Source organism: Algibacter sp. 2305UL17-15 (assembly GCF_040720935.1).
Lineage (GTDB): Bacteria > Bacteroidota > Bacteroidia > Flavobacteriales > Flavobacteriaceae > Jejuia.
Genome location: NZ_JBFDAE010000009.1, coordinates 36,082 through 51,390 on the forward strand (window position 1 = coordinate 36,082; position 15,309 = coordinate 51,390).

Below are 15,309 nucleotides of genomic sequence, written 5' to 3' on the forward strand. Positions count from 1 at the left end.
CGACACTATCCTAAAAACAGTTATTTTAACTAACCACTTCCTTAATGCGTTTTATAGCCTCAATAATTTGGTCTTGAGACGCAGCATAAGAAATTCTAATACAATTAGGGTTTCCAAAAGCATCTCCTGTAACAGTTGCTACTAAAGCTTCACTTAATAAATACAAAGAAAAGTCCGTAGCATTATTTATTTTTTGTCCTCTTAATGTTTTTCCGAAGAAATGGGTAACATCAGGAAAAATATAAAAAGCACCATCTGGTGTATTCGATTTAAAGCCTTCAATGCCACTTACTAAATCTAGTATCAAATCACGACGTACTTTAAACTCGTCAATCATGTATTGTACCCTCGATGGTGGTTCGTTTAATGCAGTAATTACGGCACGTTGCGCGATACAGTTAGCACCACTTGTCATTTGTCCCTGTAATTTATTACAAGCTCTTGCAATTTTTTCTGGAGCACCAATAAATCCAATACGCCATCCCGTCATTGCAAATGCTTTAGACACCCCGTTTACTGTAATGGTTCTCTCATACATTTCATCAAATTCAGCAATACTTGCGTGTCCTTGGCCGTAATTGATATGCTCATAAATTTCATCAGAAACCACATAAATGTTCGGGTGTTTTACCAAAACAGCAACCAAGGCTTTTAATTCTTCTTTGCTGTAAACAGAACCACTTGGGTTACATGGTGAACTAAACCACATCATTTTGGTCTTTGGTGTAATAGCAGCCTCTAATTGCTCAGCAGTCATTTTAAAATCGGTATCAATAGAAGTTTCAACTTCAACTGGAACACCGTCATATAGCTTGACAATATCGGCATAACTTACCCAATACGGACAAGGTAAAATAACTTCGTCGCCTTCATTCAACATCACTCCGGCAACATTAGCCAAACATTGTTTAGCACCGGTAGATACTACAATTTGAGACGGTGAATACGTTAAATTATTATCACGCTTAAACTTTTTGATAACAGCTTGTTTTAACTCTCCATAACCATCAACTGGTGTGTAAGAGTTATAGCCATCATTTATAGCTTGAATAGCAGCTTCTCTCACAAAATCAGGTGTGTCAAAATCTGGTTCTCCAAGGCTTAAACCTATAATGTCTTTGCCTTCTTCTCTTAATTCTCTTGCTTTTGCTCCCATCGCTAATGTGGCAGATGTGGACATGTTTAAAATTCTATCTGATAGTAATTGCATTGTAGTTTTTATATGATCGGTAAATGTTAGTTTAGGCTAAACTAGGTTTTTGTCCCAGTACTTTTAATTGGTTGTAGTGTTCGGCAACAGCTTCCCAAAACGACTGGTATTCGTTATATGGTAAACTGAATTCTTGAGCAGTTTCTTTAACAATTTTAGCTATTTTTCTGTAATGAACATGGCTAATATTTGCAAACAAATGGTGTTCTACCTGTCTGTTTAATCCGCCAGTATAAAAGCCAACCAGCCAACTTTTAGGAGAAAAATTAGAGGTTGTAAATAATTGGTGGATTGCCCAAGTATTTTTTATATTACCTTCTTTATCCGGTAAAGGCATTTCTGTATTAGGCATGACGTGTGCTAATTGGAATATCACACTTAAAATGATTCCAGCAGTATAATGCATCACTATAAAACCAATTAAAACTTGCCACCACGCAAAACCTAATGATAATGGAAGTACCACCCATAACGAATAATACACGATTTTACCAATGATAAGCTTTGTCCATTGTGTAGCTGGATGAGGTAATTTACCGTAAGCCAATTTTCTTTTAAGATAATTGTAAGTTTGTATAAAATCTGTTGTTATGGCCCAATTTGCGGTTAAAAGCCCGTATAGGAAGAATGCGTAAAATCTCTGGTATTTATGAAAACTGTACCATTTTGCGTGTTTTGAAAATCTAATAATTCTACCGGCATCAATATCCTCGTCGTGCCCTTGAATATTTGTATATGTGTGGTGTAATACATTGTGTTGAACTTTCCAGTTATAGTCGTTTCCAGCTAAAATGTAAATACTACTTCCCATTAATTTGTTAACCCATTTTTTACTTGAAAAAGAGCCATGGTTTGCGTCGTGCATGACGTTCATCCCAACACCTGCCATACCAATGCCAACAACCACCATCCCTAAAATTTGCGCCCAACCTGGCAAGTCTTTAATGGTTAGAATTAAAATTGCAGGTACCAGTAATAATGAAAACATCACGACTGTTTTGATGTATAATTTCCAGTTTCCAGTACGCTTTATGTTATTCTCTTTAAAATAGTTGTTTACACGTTTGTTAAGTGTCTTGAAGAATTTCGCAGGATCTTTTCGTGAAAATGAAAGTGCTTGTTTACTCATGCTATTAATTTAATATGATTAATATAAAGTTGATCATACCTGCGGCAAAGATAGGTATAAACCAATTGAAGTAATACCATTTTTTTGTAAAATTATGTGTTTGAAAAGTATATTTTTGTTGAAAATTTAACATTTATGCAGCTCATTTTAAAGTATTTCCCTAACCTTACCGAAGACCAAATTCATAAATTTGAACAGTTAGAAACGCTTTATAAGGATTGGAATTTGAAAATAAATGTGGTGTCTCGCAAGGATATAGACGAATTGTATTTACGCCATGTATTGCATTCTTTAGCAATATCCAAAGCTGTTTCGTTTAAAGATGGAAGTAAAATTATGGATGTTGGAACAGGAGGTGGCTTTCCGGGGATTCCATTGGCAATTATGTTTCCTGAATGTTCGTTTCATCTGGTAGATAGTATTGCCAAAAAACTGAAAGTGGTTAATGAAGTTGCCGAAGGTTTAGGGCTTGCTAATGTTAAAACAACACATACCCGAGTTGAGGAAATCAAAGAGACTTATGATTTTATAGTAAGTCGCGCCGTTGCAGCAATGCCAACCTTTGTGCATTGGACAAAAGGTAAAATTGCCAAAAAGCAAAATCACGATTTAAGAAATGGAATCTTATATCTAAAAGGTGGCGATTTATCAGAAGAGCTTAAAGGATATAAAACAGCATCAATTTATAACCTAACCGATTTTTATAAAGAAGATTTTTTTGAAACTAAAAAATTGGTGCATTTGCCGATGAAGTTTTCAAGATAAGGTTACTTCATTTAGAGTGTGTTTAACTTATTAAAGTAGGCTTGAATTATATTACTTTGATCAAGATTCCAAGAGGTATTATTAAAAAGTGAAACATCATCAATAGGATAGTTGCTTTCAGACCATAAGATGTTTTTTGCTTTTCTAAAGTATTGTTTTGCTTTATCGTATTTATTGGTGTGATAGTATGCAATTGATAAACCAACCAAAGCTTCATGGTCTAAAGCGTTAAAAGAAAGTGTGTTTTCAAAACTTGCAGCAGCCTTTGCGTAATTTCTGGAAAACAGTTGTGCGATTCCATGATAAAAGTGAGCAGCGTCATTAGTTTTGTCTATACTTATCGCCTTATCAAAATCGGTCAATGCTTTTTTAAACTGTTTCATCTCCAAATAGGCCATTCCTCTATTGTAAAATGTATTGCTACTTCTGTTTAATTTTATGCTTTTGTTGAAAAACAAAAGTGCCAACTTAAAGTGTTTAAGTTCCATAAGTGTTAAGCCTATTTGATTTTGTATTTCCGCATCGTTAGGAAAATGGTTGGCTAGAAATAGAAATGATTGTAATGCCTCAGCATATTTTTCTAAATTAATTAGAGTGATTCCCAGGTCGAAGTAAGCTTGAAAAAAATCACGATCAAGCCTAATTGCCATTGCATAGTCATGGTATGCTCCTTTATAATCGCCTAAAATAAATTTTGAGCTGCCTCGATTGTAATAGGAGTCAGCGTCTGGTTTTTTAACAATTATTGTAGTAAAATCTAAAATAGCACCCCAATGGTCTTCTAAATTTGCTCTGGCTAAACCTCTGTAAAAATAGGCGTCTAAATTTTCAGAATCTAATGCAATAGCTTTTGTAAAGTGTGTCATCCGCTGGTTTGGGTCAGCAAGTCTTTTCCCTTTTCTAACTAGTTTTTTAGATTGTCCAAAAGAAATTACTGGAAAAATCAAAAAAATAATAATGAGAGTATATGTAAAAGCTGGTTTGTTCATAGCAACAAGAATTCTAGAATGTTTCTTTCTTTTGGAAAAGAGCATCTAAATTAATCTAACAACTGCTCAAGCACTAGCGTGCGCAATCTAAAGATACAAAACAACTGCTTTTCAGGCTAAATTTTAAGAAGATTTTTGCGGTTTGGAGGCGGTTTTTTTAGAAAAATGTTATTAAAGAGCACTTAACTTTTTAAACATATCCGTAAATAATTGCTTTTCGTTGACATACCAGTAAGTGTCTTTAAATAGATGGATGCCTTTAGCGTTAGAGCTTATCGCAAGAATGTTTTTAGCTTTTTCAAATTTAGCTTTTGCGTTTTTATAATCATTTGCGTAATGGTATGCCATGGCTAAGCCCATATGCGCATCATAATCCATGTCATCTATATCGGTGGAAATTGTTAAACTCTTGATACTTCCTGCGAATTCTCCCAATAAAAACTGACTTACACCTAAATAAAAATAAGCTGGACTATTGTTTCTATTTAGTTCAATAGCTTTTAAAAAATCAACTTTTGCCTCTTTATAGTAATTAATTTCTAACAGCGAAATACCACGGTTATAATAAGATTCACTATCAGGGCGTATCAAAATACAAGCACCAAAATCTTTGAATGCTTCCTTATAGTTTTTAAGTTCCATATGCGCTAAAGCTCTTTGTGTATAAGACTTCACGTCTTGGGGGAACACCCGAATCACTTTTGTGAAATCTTCAATAGCACCTTTATAATCTTCTAAATGAAATTTAGCATTTCCTAAATTAAAGTAGGCACCAATTAAATCAGGATCTAGCTCAAGTGCTTTTTCATAGTCAAATAAAGCACCATCATAATCTCCTAAATTGAATTTACAGTTGCCTCTGTTGTAATAACTATCGGCATCGGGTTCAAAAAATATAATTTTGGTGAAATCTAAAATCGCACCGTCATAATCTTCTAAGTTAGATTTTGCAATCCCTCTGTAAAATAGTGCGTCAAGGTGTTTTGAGTCAATTTCAAGAGCCTGATTGAGGAGCTCTATTTGTTCCTGTGGGTTTGAAAGCCTTAAGGCTTGCCTCACAAATTTATTGGCTTGCCCTATTGTTAACAAGGGAAGCATTAGAAAAATAAGTAATGTCTTTTTCATGCAATGTTTAAACGTTAATCCTTTTTCAGTATTGTTTTTGACAACACAAATATCAAAAATTATTCCATGATGGATTAAAACATAAAACTAAGGAAATTTTAAAGACGAAACGGCAACTAATTTAATTTACTAATAATTTTAGATTTTTTATTTTGAAGATACTTTTTTTCTAAATCATTGGTCACATGCTTTAGGGCAAGTTCTATGTGTTCTAGAGCACTTTTTTTATTATTGATGGCGACGTAATAATCGGCTTTTGCACCATAAAAAAGATAACAGCGTTGACCTAAATCCTCAGGTTTAAGTTGATTCAAGTAGCTTATTGCAAGTTTATAATCTTTGGTCTGCAAGCAAATAACTGCCATGGTCAATAGGTGGGAAGGCATGGGTCGCAGCGCATTTAGGCATTGGTACCAATGTAATATGTTTTTCCAATCTGTATCCTCAAAAGCTCGTGCTTTTAAATGTTCATTGGCAATAGCAGCTTCATAATGATAACAAGAAAAGGCATCGGTTTCCACAGCTTTATGCATCATGGTATGGCCTGATTTAATTAAAGGAAAATACCATGTACTGCGGTCTTGGTGTTTTAAATCCAGTAGTTCGTTTTCAGAGTTGGTTTTGCTTTCAATTCGTGACGCATGAAAACACATTAATGCACAAAGCGCATACGCATCAGGTGTTCTGGTTACTTTATTCTTTAGAAGTATTTGCGTTAATCTAATCGCTTCGCCGCACAATTCCTTTTGAATTAAAATTTCTTTTTTATTGGAATGAAACCCCTCGTTGAAGATGAGGTAAAGCACCTCCATAACGCTCTCTAATCGGGGTTCGAGTGATTTCCCTTGTGGAATTTTAAATTGAATGTTTGAATTTTGAATTGTCTTTCTAGCACGGGACAAACGTTTTTTTACAGTGTCCTCTTTGGTCAATAACGCCGAAGCTATTTCCTTTATGCTAAACCCAGAAACCGTTTTTAAGGCAAACGAAATCCGGTCTCTCGGATCTAGTTTTGGGTGGCACGCCGTAAAAATCATTCTCAGTTGGGCGTCCTCAATTTCAGTATCCAAAAACAAATCGTTTATAGCAATACTGTGCGTACCTTGATTGATGTTTGGAAGGTGTTTTTGTGCTGTTTTTAGTTTCCTGAAAATATCGAGAACCCTGTTTTTTGCGGCTTTTGTTAGCCACGCTTCAGGATGGTCGGGTTGTTCAGTTCGCCAACTTAAACTTGCTTTAATAAAGGTGTCCTGAACCGCATCTTCAATAATATCAAGATGTTTCAGTCCAAAAATCCGGGTTAAAACAGAAACCATCTTTCCGCTATGGTAACGAAAAAGATGGTCTATGTGCTGTGATTCCATTATTGGTCGAATACCATAATTTCACGAATTTCAACAATACCTCCCAAATCATAATCTGGGTAATCCTCCGCAATTTTTTGTACGGTGTCAAAATCTTTCGCCTCCACAACGTAGTAGCCGCCAATAATCTCCTTTACTTCGGCAGCAGTCAAATCGGTAACGGTACGGTTTTTTCCAACAACACGGCGAATTTGCGGTGTTAACGCATTACCATGGCTCACAATTCCTGCTTTGGTCATTTTGTCGTGCCACGAAAACCATTTGCCCATGCGTTCCTGTAATTCTTCAGGAGAAAGTCCCAATTCCATGTAATCTGCTTTTAAGAAAATCATCATAAATTCTTTCATAATTATATATTTTTAAGTTTATACCTGTAAGACGTTTGCCAAAATAGAAAAGGGGACAGGTTTTTCAAATTTATCAAAATTCCTTTGGAAAAAGGAATCTCTTTCTTGAAAGATAGGGTTGTGCTGTTTCTAGTAATTCAGGTTTTTTAGGAATTATTTAAAGAAGTTGGGCGTTACCACAAGGGTCAGGCTTTCCGCTATATCTTTTTTAAGCGTCTTAGCGAGGACGAAGGACGTGGCTATCGGTTAAATTAAAGTTCTAAATAAAGGTTTGTCTCTCCTTTCTTTAAAAAAGGATGCCGCTGCAATCCTTAACGCGGAAAAAGAAAATGATTGGAAAATTTTAACTGATTTTTTAGGAAGTTCGTTTCATATTTCACTGATAAAAAATCGTTTCAATATTTTTTATCTAGAGTCAAACGAATTTCGATAATTTTTCTGACAAACTCAAATGTATATTCAATAAAAAAGAGAGACTGTCAAAACTAAGACAGTTTCTCTTGTAAATTCATAGTTTTCTCAATTATAAGACTTATGTTTCTATAGGGCTCATTAAAATTTTATTTCACCACTAATTTTGTTTTTAATAATGAAACATTTTCGGCTTTCACATCAAGGATATACACTCCAGAGGATAAACTTAAAGGAATGGTTGTGTGTTCTTGAAGCGCTGTATTATTTTGAAATACTAACTTTCCGGTTATATCGACAATAGAAATTTTAGCCTGTGTTTGAGATGATCTATTTAACAAAACAAGTGATTTCTCAATAGGGTTTAGACTGAGTTTAACTCTTTGTTCCGCTAAGAAATCTGTATTACTTAAGTTTTCTTCTCTTATTTCAGACAAAGCAAAAGCCACATTGCCATTGGTAACCATAACATGTCCTTCATTTACATCTGGAATATATGTGTTAGCAAAAGGGGTAGTATTATCAGGTAACGCATACCAATTGTTAGTCGAAGACATAGCCAAACTGCTCACCGTAGGAATAAAACAATATGCTGTTTCATTCAAATTAGCAACAAATTCGTTAAGAGTCGGGTTACTCCCATCTCCATCAAGTGAGCTTAAATCTGTGGTGCCTCCTGGCGCACTATCCACGCCATCTGTAAATGATGGGGATTCTGCATTTGCTGTAAAACCACCAAGTCCAAAATTAATAGAGGTAGCAATATTGGTTTGTGTAGCAGCTGGTGCAAAGTTGAGATTAACGGCAATTGATACAGGCGCTATAAAAAATGTATGATTAATAATATTGGCTCCAGGACTCCCAGAAGTTGCTCCTAGACCACTACCATTTATCATGGCTACATTACGAACGGTTTGTGGAAAACCCATGGCGTCTAATTCTGACTGGAATGCGTCTCTAAAATCAGGAGCTCCTTTTGGCAGATTAGAACCTGTTTGCGTTACACCATCACCACCAACATGAGCTAAATAATGATCGACTAACATTTGCTTTGCGGCTGCACTATTTAAATTATCTAAGCCAGATTGAAATGCAGCTTGAGGTAGAGGGCCGTTTACCAGATAATTAAATAAATATTGTATGCTAATTGGAATATTTGCACCCTGATGTGGCGAGTCGAAAGAAATATACAGTCGTGTGTCATGAGTCATATTATTTTGTTCCATATAGCGTAAAGCATATCTAGCTATAAGCCCACCCATACTTGCTCCAATCACAACATTTTCATTCGTTGTAGGCGTCATGCCATTAATCAGTTGTAACAATGCAATTACAGAAAAAGCATTTCGCTGTATAAAATCGGCTCCCCCATCAATTAGAGTTGAACCATCGGTAGAACTTGTATAGGATGGAAAATTTACAATTATTAAATCGTAACCCTCATCTCTAACTTCTTCTACAATGTTATCTGCTGTTCCTGCATTATTAAATGAATTGAATAATGTTGTAATACCTCTGGAGTCTCCAGGGTCAAAACCGTCCAAAATAAAAATGGGTTTGTCTAAAACTCCATCAATATTATCGTAATATATTTTATATTCAGCAGTTCCAGCATGAGCGGTAGCCTCACCAAAGCCTAGGTGAGTAAGTGTCGAATTTATTGTAAGCACAGCACTTTCAGTACCAGGTTGCGAAAAAGCGATGATAGGAAAGAACAGTAACCCAAGAATGTATTTTTTTACCATGATTAAATTTTTTAGAAAGATGATATTAAGATATTAAAAAAAATTTAGTTTTATTCTCTGCCTGGTTATGCCTTGAGAGCTTGTTTTGTGGATTGTTTACTCCCCCAAAAAAGGATACCGATAATCCACAGGCGTCACAAACGTTTCTTTAATCAATCTAGGCGATACCCAACGCAATAAGTTTTGCGCACTTCCCGCTTTATCATTTGTTCCAGAAGCTCTTGCGCCACCAAAAGGTTGTTGCCCCACTACGGCACCAGTTGGTTTATCGTTGATGTAAAAATTACCTGCACTATTTTGTAATGCTTCAGTAGCCTGTGTAATTGCAAATCTATCTTTTGCCAAAATAGCACCCGTTAATGCGTACTCGCTGGTTTCGTCAACCAATTTTAAAGTTTCCGCGTAAGCGTCATCTTCATATATATAAATCGTAATTATTGGGCCAAAGAGTTCTGTACACATGGTGGTGTATTTCGGGTCTTTAGTTACGATAACTGTCGGTTCAATAAAATAGCCTTTGCTTTTATCGTAATTGCCGCCAACAATAATTTCCGCATCAGCATCATTTTTGGCCTGGTCAATATATGTCGCCAATTTATCAAAAGAACCTTCATGGATTACGGCCGTAATAAAATTGCCCATATCTTCTGGAGATCCCATTTTAAAAGAGTTTATGTCTTCAATAACAAAATTCTTCACATCCTTCCATATGCTTTTTGGAATATAAGCCCTCGAAGCAGCACTACATTTCTGGCCTTGAAACTCAAAAGCACCACGGACAATAGCGGTAGCAACTTGTTTAGGGTTTGCCGTTTTATGCGCCACAATAAAATCCTTTCCACCAGTTTCCCCAACTATTCTTGGGTAGGTTTTGTAATTATGAATGTTATTTCCAATTTGTTTCCAAAGTTCTTTAAATATGAATGTAGAGCCTGTAAAGTGTAATCCTGAAAAATCTGGACTCGCCAAAACGGTATTTGTAATCATTTCAGGGTCGCCAAAAACTACGTTTATAACCCCAGGAGGTACACCAGCTTCTTCAAACACGTCCATAATTACTTTTGCAGAATATACCTGACTATCACTAGGTTTCCACACCACAACATTGCCCATTAAAGCCATACAAGCTGGTAAATTCCCAGCAATTGCCGTAAAGTTAAAAGGCGTTACCGCATAGGTAAATCCTTCAAGCGGACGATACTCCATACGGTTCCATGTATCAGTTGTGCTTTCGGGCTGTTCGTTGTAAATATCTGCCATATACTGTACATTAAAACGTAAAAAATCAATCAACTCACAAGCCGCATCAATTTCAGCCTGATGAATGGTTTTGGATTGTGCAATCATGGTTGCAGCATTTATTTTAGCGCGGTATGGGCCAGCAATGAGTTCCGCAGCTTTTAAAAATATTGCAGCACGTTGTTCCCATGGTATTTGAGACCATGTTTTTCTTGCTTCCAACGCAGTTGCAATAGCATCTTCTACATGAGATTGTTCAGCTAAGTGATAGGTGCCAACGATGTGTTTATGGTCGTGTGGGGGAGACATTTTTCTGGTAGTTCCAGTTACTACATGTTTACCATTTATATATAGAGGCACATCAATAGTGCTATTGAACATTTCCTTGTAGGTTTTAAGAACTGCATCGCGTTCTGGAGATCCAGGTGCATAAGATTTAACAGGTTCGTTAACCGCAATAGGTGCATTAAAAAAGCCTTTTCCCATGATTTGCTTATTTTTGTTAAAATATTTTCAATGAATTGGCTACAAATTTACGAATAATTAAATAGTTTGTTGGAGCGACTTTCCTTAAAATCACGTTAAAATTTATTTATTTTTTGTAAGTTGCCGCAATCAGATTAGACTACTGTTTTTATGTGTACCGTAACTCTTGTTCCCCAGGGAAAAAACGATTTTATTTTAACTTCCAATAGAGATGAAGCGCCCAGTCGTGTGTCTTTACCTCCAGAATTTTATACCATTGGTGAAACCCAAGTTTTATTTCCGAAAGATAAAATGGGTGGCACTTGGATTGGTGTAAGTGAAAAAAACCGTGTGGTATGTGTGCTTAATGGAGGCTTTGTAAAACATGAACGACAATCAAGTTATAGAAAAAGCCGAGGTATTGTGGCTAATGATTTTATGGTTTCTGAAGATATAGTCAAAACTATTGAAAGCGATGATTTTGAAAATATTGAACCTTTTACCATCGTAATTGCAGATTGGAACACCACATTAAAATTCTACGAATTGGTTTGGGACGGTAAATACAAGCACTTTATTGAATTGCCTTTAGATTCCAGAATTTGGTCGTCATCAACATTATATTCTGAAGGGATGAAAAGAGAACGCGAACAATGGTTTGAAAATCTTGAAGCTTTTCAGGGTTTAACTGCTGAAACTTTATTAGAGTTCCATAGCACTAAAGATGAAGAGAATTTTGATTATGGCGTAATTATGGATCGTGGATTTGTAAAGACAACGAGCATTACTCAAGTTGAAAAACAAGGTGTCCCCATAAATATGCGTTATGAAAATCTGGTAACTGAAGAAGTGTCTTCAAAAACATTCAATATTCCGCAAATAGTCAATGGATAGTACGGGCATTATTTTAACCATGGCATATCCTGGAACTGTAGTTATGGTTCCTGACGAATGGTATGCGCCCTACATGCGTTATTTTGGAATTGGAAAAAAGAATTATTTACGTGCGGGTCATGCTGCTTTGGTATTGATTGATAAATCTACTGGGATTTTGGAATATCATGATTTTGGACGTTACATTACACCCGAACCAATGGGGCGCGTTCGTGGAAAAGATACCGATAATGAATTGGACTTTCCTTTGAAGGCCATAATAGATTCCAAAAATAATGGGGATGATACGATCACAAATCTTGACGCTATTTTAGAATTTTTAGGCACACATTCCAAATTAACACATGGCGAAGGAAAATTGGTGGCTTCGGTTTGTAATGCTATAGACTACGGAAAAGCCAGAGCGCATATTACCAATATGCAAAACAAACATTTTATTAGATATGCAGCATTTATTAAAGATGCTTCCAATTGTGCGCGTTTTGTGACCGATAGTTTGATTGCTTCGGTAACCGATGGAGCTATTAAAAAGAAGCTTGTTAATTCGAAATGGTTTACACCAAGTACTGTTGGAAACGTATTGTTGGCAGATACTGAAAATTATATTTATGAGGTTTCTGAAAAAGGAGAGATTTCAGAATTTAAAGGCTCTCAAAAAAGTGAAAATGTCCGTTATTTTTTAGATAAGGTTAAAGGACATGAACCAAATTTTATTGGGACTTTAGAATCGCGACATGTTGATAATATAGCTGAACATGCGCAATGGCTCTCAGGTATTGCGGCTGGAGCTTGGTTTGAATTGCATAAAACTGAAAAAGCTTCAGAATATAGGCTCAGACGTATTTCGCCTTATGGAAATGTAGATTGTGATGCTGCTTTTACTGTTGAAGATGCTGCTTTTAATTATGATTTACCTTATGAGTTTGTGCATTACTCCAATTGCAAATTTTTTCATGTGAAACAAGGGGAGCGGATTTTTAGATTTGAGCGGAATATATAATTACTCTCTTAATAGTATGCGCTTTAATGCTTTTGGGTTTTTATAATTATTCCAAAATAATTCTAGTTTGATATAGTTCTCATCAACACTATAATATAAAGTAACGTGTTTTGTAATTACAACTTTATAATATGAATGATTATTAAAATCTACAGCAATAAACAAATCAGGATTGTTGGATATGAGTTTGACAATAATATCGACTTTATCCAAAAATTGTTGAGTTACTTTAGTATTCCAACGATTTGCTAAATAGTCTAAATTTTCATTTAAAGATTTTTTTGCAAGTTCAGAAATTATAATTTTATAAGCCATATTTTGCTCTAGCTTCTTTCATTACAGTTTCAAAATCTTCGAATTTGCCTTTTGCATAATCTTGTCTTGATTGTTTTAAAAGGAGTTTGATAATTTCAGTTTCCTTTTTGTCTTCTTCGAATTCTTCGGGATATAGATGTTTTGAAATTATTCGAAGTTCATCAGGCGTAAATCTTTTTTCTTTTAATTTTTTATAGAAAAAACTACGTTTCAAATTTAGTTCATCTAAAAAAAATTGAATTTTAAAATTACTAGCCTTAATATCCGTTTGCAAACGCTCTAAAAGATGGTTGTATGCATCAATGATTTCTATGGTGTTCATAATTATATACTTTATTGTTCTTATATGTACACAAATATAGTTATAAATATGGAGTGACTAAATGTTTGTTTTAATATGAAGTTGAATTAAGCACATCCTTCAAAGCAAGCAGCAACGTCTGTTTTAAACCTTCATCCATACTATTGTTATCCGCAAATTTTTGATTCACTTCTAGTTCAATCCCAATATAATTTTTTGTGAATTTTTTACGTAAATGTGTCGTAAATCCATCCGCTTTTCCTAGATAAGGATAGTTGTAACGTACATTCAAATCTGGATTTATACTTTTTAGGGCCTTTTTTATTGCTCTTGCAATTGCTTTTTCTTTAGTTACTCTAGAATCATATAATAATCCAATCTCACAGTTTCTTTCAACTTCATCTAAAATTGGTGTAAATGAATGTACAGACAAATGGAAAACGGTTTCATTGTTGGAAATGAAATTGAGAATAGCATTTTCAACTGTAGTTCTGTAATCTAAATAATAGGTGTTGATTAGAATGCCTTTTTCTACTTCTGAAAGTTGCTTTGTAAACTCCGAAAACAAATTTGGGTGGTGTAGAGACCTGTTTAATTCTATAAGTAATCTACTGGTTTCAGAATATAACTTAAAATCCGCTAATGGTTCTAGTGTTTTAAAAAGGTCAAGAGCACCTAAATCTAAAGCGCGATGGGTTTCTAAAATTGCTTCAGAATTTTTGAAATATTTGTTGTAGGCTTTTGGGATGGTATTCCCTGCATGCTCACAGGTTAAAACAAGTTTCAAGGTGTAAATAGTTTATTGTCGTTTAAGCAATGTGCTAAATTGCCATATACCTTTTTGATGTTATTTTCAGAGAAATCATTATGAATGGCTTTAAGGATTCTCGTAGATAGTGTCCCTTGTTCTAAAATAGTTTCCAGTGCTTCAAAATGGGATGTATCAATTTTCGATTTTGTAAGATTGAATAAGTGCTTCCAGGTATTTTGTGCGGTCGTTTCTTGGTTTAAACCAAATACATTTAAATAGTCTAAATTTGAAATAGTTGAAGATTCTCCTTCTTTAAGACCCTCATTTAAAATATCAAAAAGCGATTCTTTTGAAAATGATTTTTGAGTCTCCAATGCTGCCGTTTGGTTATTTACAAGAAGTCTAACAGCTTCAATAATTAAGACACAAATTGCAATATCCGCTTTTGGGCATTCCTGAATATCAACCAACCTAATTTCTATGGCATTTCTATCAAAACGAGCAATGGCACCTCTGGAATTCAGGAATAAATGATCTAGAATATTATCGGTATCATAAGGTTTTATAGCTTTTTTAATAGGCTCAAAAATTTCCTTTTGATAAGCCGCTTTTGAAAAAACTTGTTCTGGAATTACCATTCCCGTTAATTCGGGCACTTCCTTTTGGTTGGTTTTGTAATAGTTTAATCGGGTGTCTTTAAAACCTGTGTTTTTTCCCTCTAAAATCGGAGAACTAGCACATAATGCAGGAATTAAGGGCAATATTATTCGAATAGCGGCATGCAGTTTTTCAAATTCCGAATCATCAAAAAACGGTAGATTTATATGAGTGCTTTGCACGTTGCTCCACCCGTGGCCTTTACAATTGAAAATACGATTGTACAACGCATACACCTCGCTATAACTGTGTTTCCAGAGTTGCGTATCGGTTAAAGGATTCATTATTGGGTGTGATGCGGATGCTAAAAGAGATGCGTTTAATGGTTTTAAAAGGGTATTTATTTCCAGTATATTTTTATGAAATTCATCAGAAAGTTCGTTAAGGTTTTTTGTTGGGCCGTTGGTTTTTAATTCTACAACATGCGCTACCAATTCATTGCTCCAAGCAATAGTTCCGTTATCGATATCAGAAGTTAATGCGCCGTTTTTTGCGGTTAACAATTCATCAACAATAGGCATAACGCTGAGGTTGGAAGTGTTGACTAACATATATTCCAATTCAATGCCATAGACTTCAAAAAGGTGGTATTTTTTGCCCAT

Annotated in this window: 15 protein-coding genes; 3 read left to right on the top strand and 12 right to left on the bottom strand. The window is 35.1% G+C overall.

Annotated elements, in window-relative coordinates:
- Positions 1-25: 25 nt before the first annotated feature.
- Entirely contained in the window at positions 26-1,210 is a 1,185-nt protein-coding gene (locus ABXQ82_RS11030) for a pyridoxal phosphate-dependent aminotransferase (protein ID WP_367059205.1), read from the bottom strand.
- A gap of 31 nt (positions 1,211-1,241) precedes the next feature.
- Positions 1,242-2,339 carry an acyl-CoA desaturase gene (locus ABXQ82_RS11035; protein ID WP_367059208.1) on the bottom strand — a complete coding sequence of 366 codons (1,098 nt, stop codon included), beginning with the start codon at positions 2,337-2,339 and terminating at the stop codon, positions 1,242-1,244.
- A 135-nt stretch (positions 2,340-2,474) separates the two neighbouring features.
- Here ABXQ82_RS11035 and rsmG point away from each other — a divergent pair, with 135 nt between their 5' ends.
- A complete protein-coding gene (gene rsmG, locus ABXQ82_RS11040; protein WP_367059211.1) occupies positions 2,475-3,104 on the top strand; it encodes a 16S rRNA (guanine(527)-N(7))-methyltransferase RsmG in 630 nt (209 codons plus the stop codon).
- 11 nt (positions 3,105-3,115) lie between these two features.
- On the opposite strand, the gene ABXQ82_RS11045 is transcribed toward rsmG, so the two are convergent.
- The 6 genes from ABXQ82_RS11045 to pruA form a co-directional block, all read right to left on the bottom strand.
- Positions 3,116-4,093 carry a tetratricopeptide repeat protein gene (locus tag ABXQ82_RS11045; protein ID WP_367059214.1) on the bottom strand — a complete coding sequence of 326 codons (978 nt, stop codon included), beginning with the start codon at positions 4,091-4,093 and terminating at the stop codon, positions 3,116-3,118.
- Positions 4,094-4,264: 171 nt separating this feature from the next.
- Positions 4,265-5,218 (bottom strand): tetratricopeptide repeat protein, encoded by a 954-nt coding sequence (locus tag ABXQ82_RS11050; RefSeq protein ID WP_367059217.1) that lies wholly within the window; start codon positions 5,216-5,218, stop codon positions 4,265-4,267.
- Between the two features lie 116 nt (positions 5,219-5,334).
- Positions 5,335-6,582 carry a sigma-70 family RNA polymerase sigma factor gene (locus tag ABXQ82_RS11055; RefSeq protein WP_367059220.1) on the bottom strand — a complete coding sequence of 416 codons (1,248 nt, stop codon included), beginning with the start codon at positions 6,580-6,582 and terminating at the stop codon, positions 5,335-5,337.
- Entirely contained in the window at positions 6,582-6,929 is a 348-nt protein-coding gene (locus tag ABXQ82_RS11060; RefSeq protein ID WP_367059223.1) for a YciI family protein, read from the bottom strand. Before ABXQ82_RS11060 ends, ABXQ82_RS11055 begins: the two co-directional genes overlap by 1 nt.
- A 560-nt stretch (positions 6,930-7,489) precedes the next feature.
- Positions 7,490-9,085: a T9SS type A sorting domain-containing protein gene (locus ABXQ82_RS11065; protein WP_367059226.1), complete on the bottom strand. Its 1,596-nt coding sequence runs from the start codon at positions 9,083-9,085 to the stop codon at positions 7,490-7,492.
- 96 nt (positions 9,086-9,181) lie between these two features.
- Entirely contained in the window at positions 9,182-10,810 is a 1,629-nt protein-coding gene (pruA, locus tag ABXQ82_RS11070) for an L-glutamate gamma-semialdehyde dehydrogenase (protein WP_367059229.1), read from the bottom strand.
- Between the two features lie 150 nt (positions 10,811-10,960).
- Between pruA and ABXQ82_RS11075 the strand changes: the two genes are divergently transcribed.
- Together ABXQ82_RS11075 and ABXQ82_RS11080 are read left to right on the top strand one after the other, a co-directional pair.
- Positions 10,961-11,683 (top strand): NRDE family protein, encoded by a 723-nt coding sequence (locus tag ABXQ82_RS11075; RefSeq protein WP_367059232.1) that lies wholly within the window; start codon positions 10,961-10,963, stop codon positions 11,681-11,683.
- Complete coding sequence (locus ABXQ82_RS11080) at positions 11,676-12,683, top strand: DUF6695 family protein (RefSeq protein WP_367059235.1); 1,008 nt, start codon at positions 11,676-11,678, stop codon at positions 12,681-12,683. Before ABXQ82_RS11075 ends, ABXQ82_RS11080 begins: the two co-directional genes overlap by 8 nt.
- On the opposite strand, the gene ABXQ82_RS11085 is transcribed toward ABXQ82_RS11080, so the two are convergent.
- The 4 genes from ABXQ82_RS11085 to ABXQ82_RS11100 all read right to left on the bottom strand — a co-directional run bounded on the left by ABXQ82_RS11085 (position 12,684) and on the right by ABXQ82_RS11100 (position 15,309).
- Positions 12,684-12,998 carry a type II toxin-antitoxin system RelE/ParE family toxin gene (locus ABXQ82_RS11085; protein ID WP_367059238.1) on the bottom strand — a complete coding sequence of 105 codons (315 nt, stop codon included), beginning with the start codon at positions 12,996-12,998 and terminating at the stop codon, positions 12,684-12,686.
- Positions 12,988-13,320, bottom strand: coding sequence for a hypothetical protein (locus tag ABXQ82_RS11090; protein ID WP_367059241.1), 333 nt, complete (start codon positions 13,318-13,320; stop codon positions 12,988-12,990). The genes ABXQ82_RS11085 and ABXQ82_RS11090 overlap by 11 nt, the downstream gene beginning before the upstream one ends.
- A 70-nt stretch (positions 13,321-13,390) precedes the next feature.
- Positions 13,391-14,086: an N-formylglutamate amidohydrolase gene (locus ABXQ82_RS11095; RefSeq protein WP_367059244.1), complete on the bottom strand. Its 696-nt coding sequence runs from the start codon at positions 14,084-14,086 to the stop codon at positions 13,391-13,393.
- Positions 14,083-15,309 (bottom strand): glutamate-cysteine ligase family protein, encoded by a 1,227-nt coding sequence (locus ABXQ82_RS11100; protein WP_367059247.1) that lies wholly within the window; start codon positions 15,307-15,309, stop codon positions 14,083-14,085. Before ABXQ82_RS11100 ends, ABXQ82_RS11095 begins: the two co-directional genes overlap by 4 nt.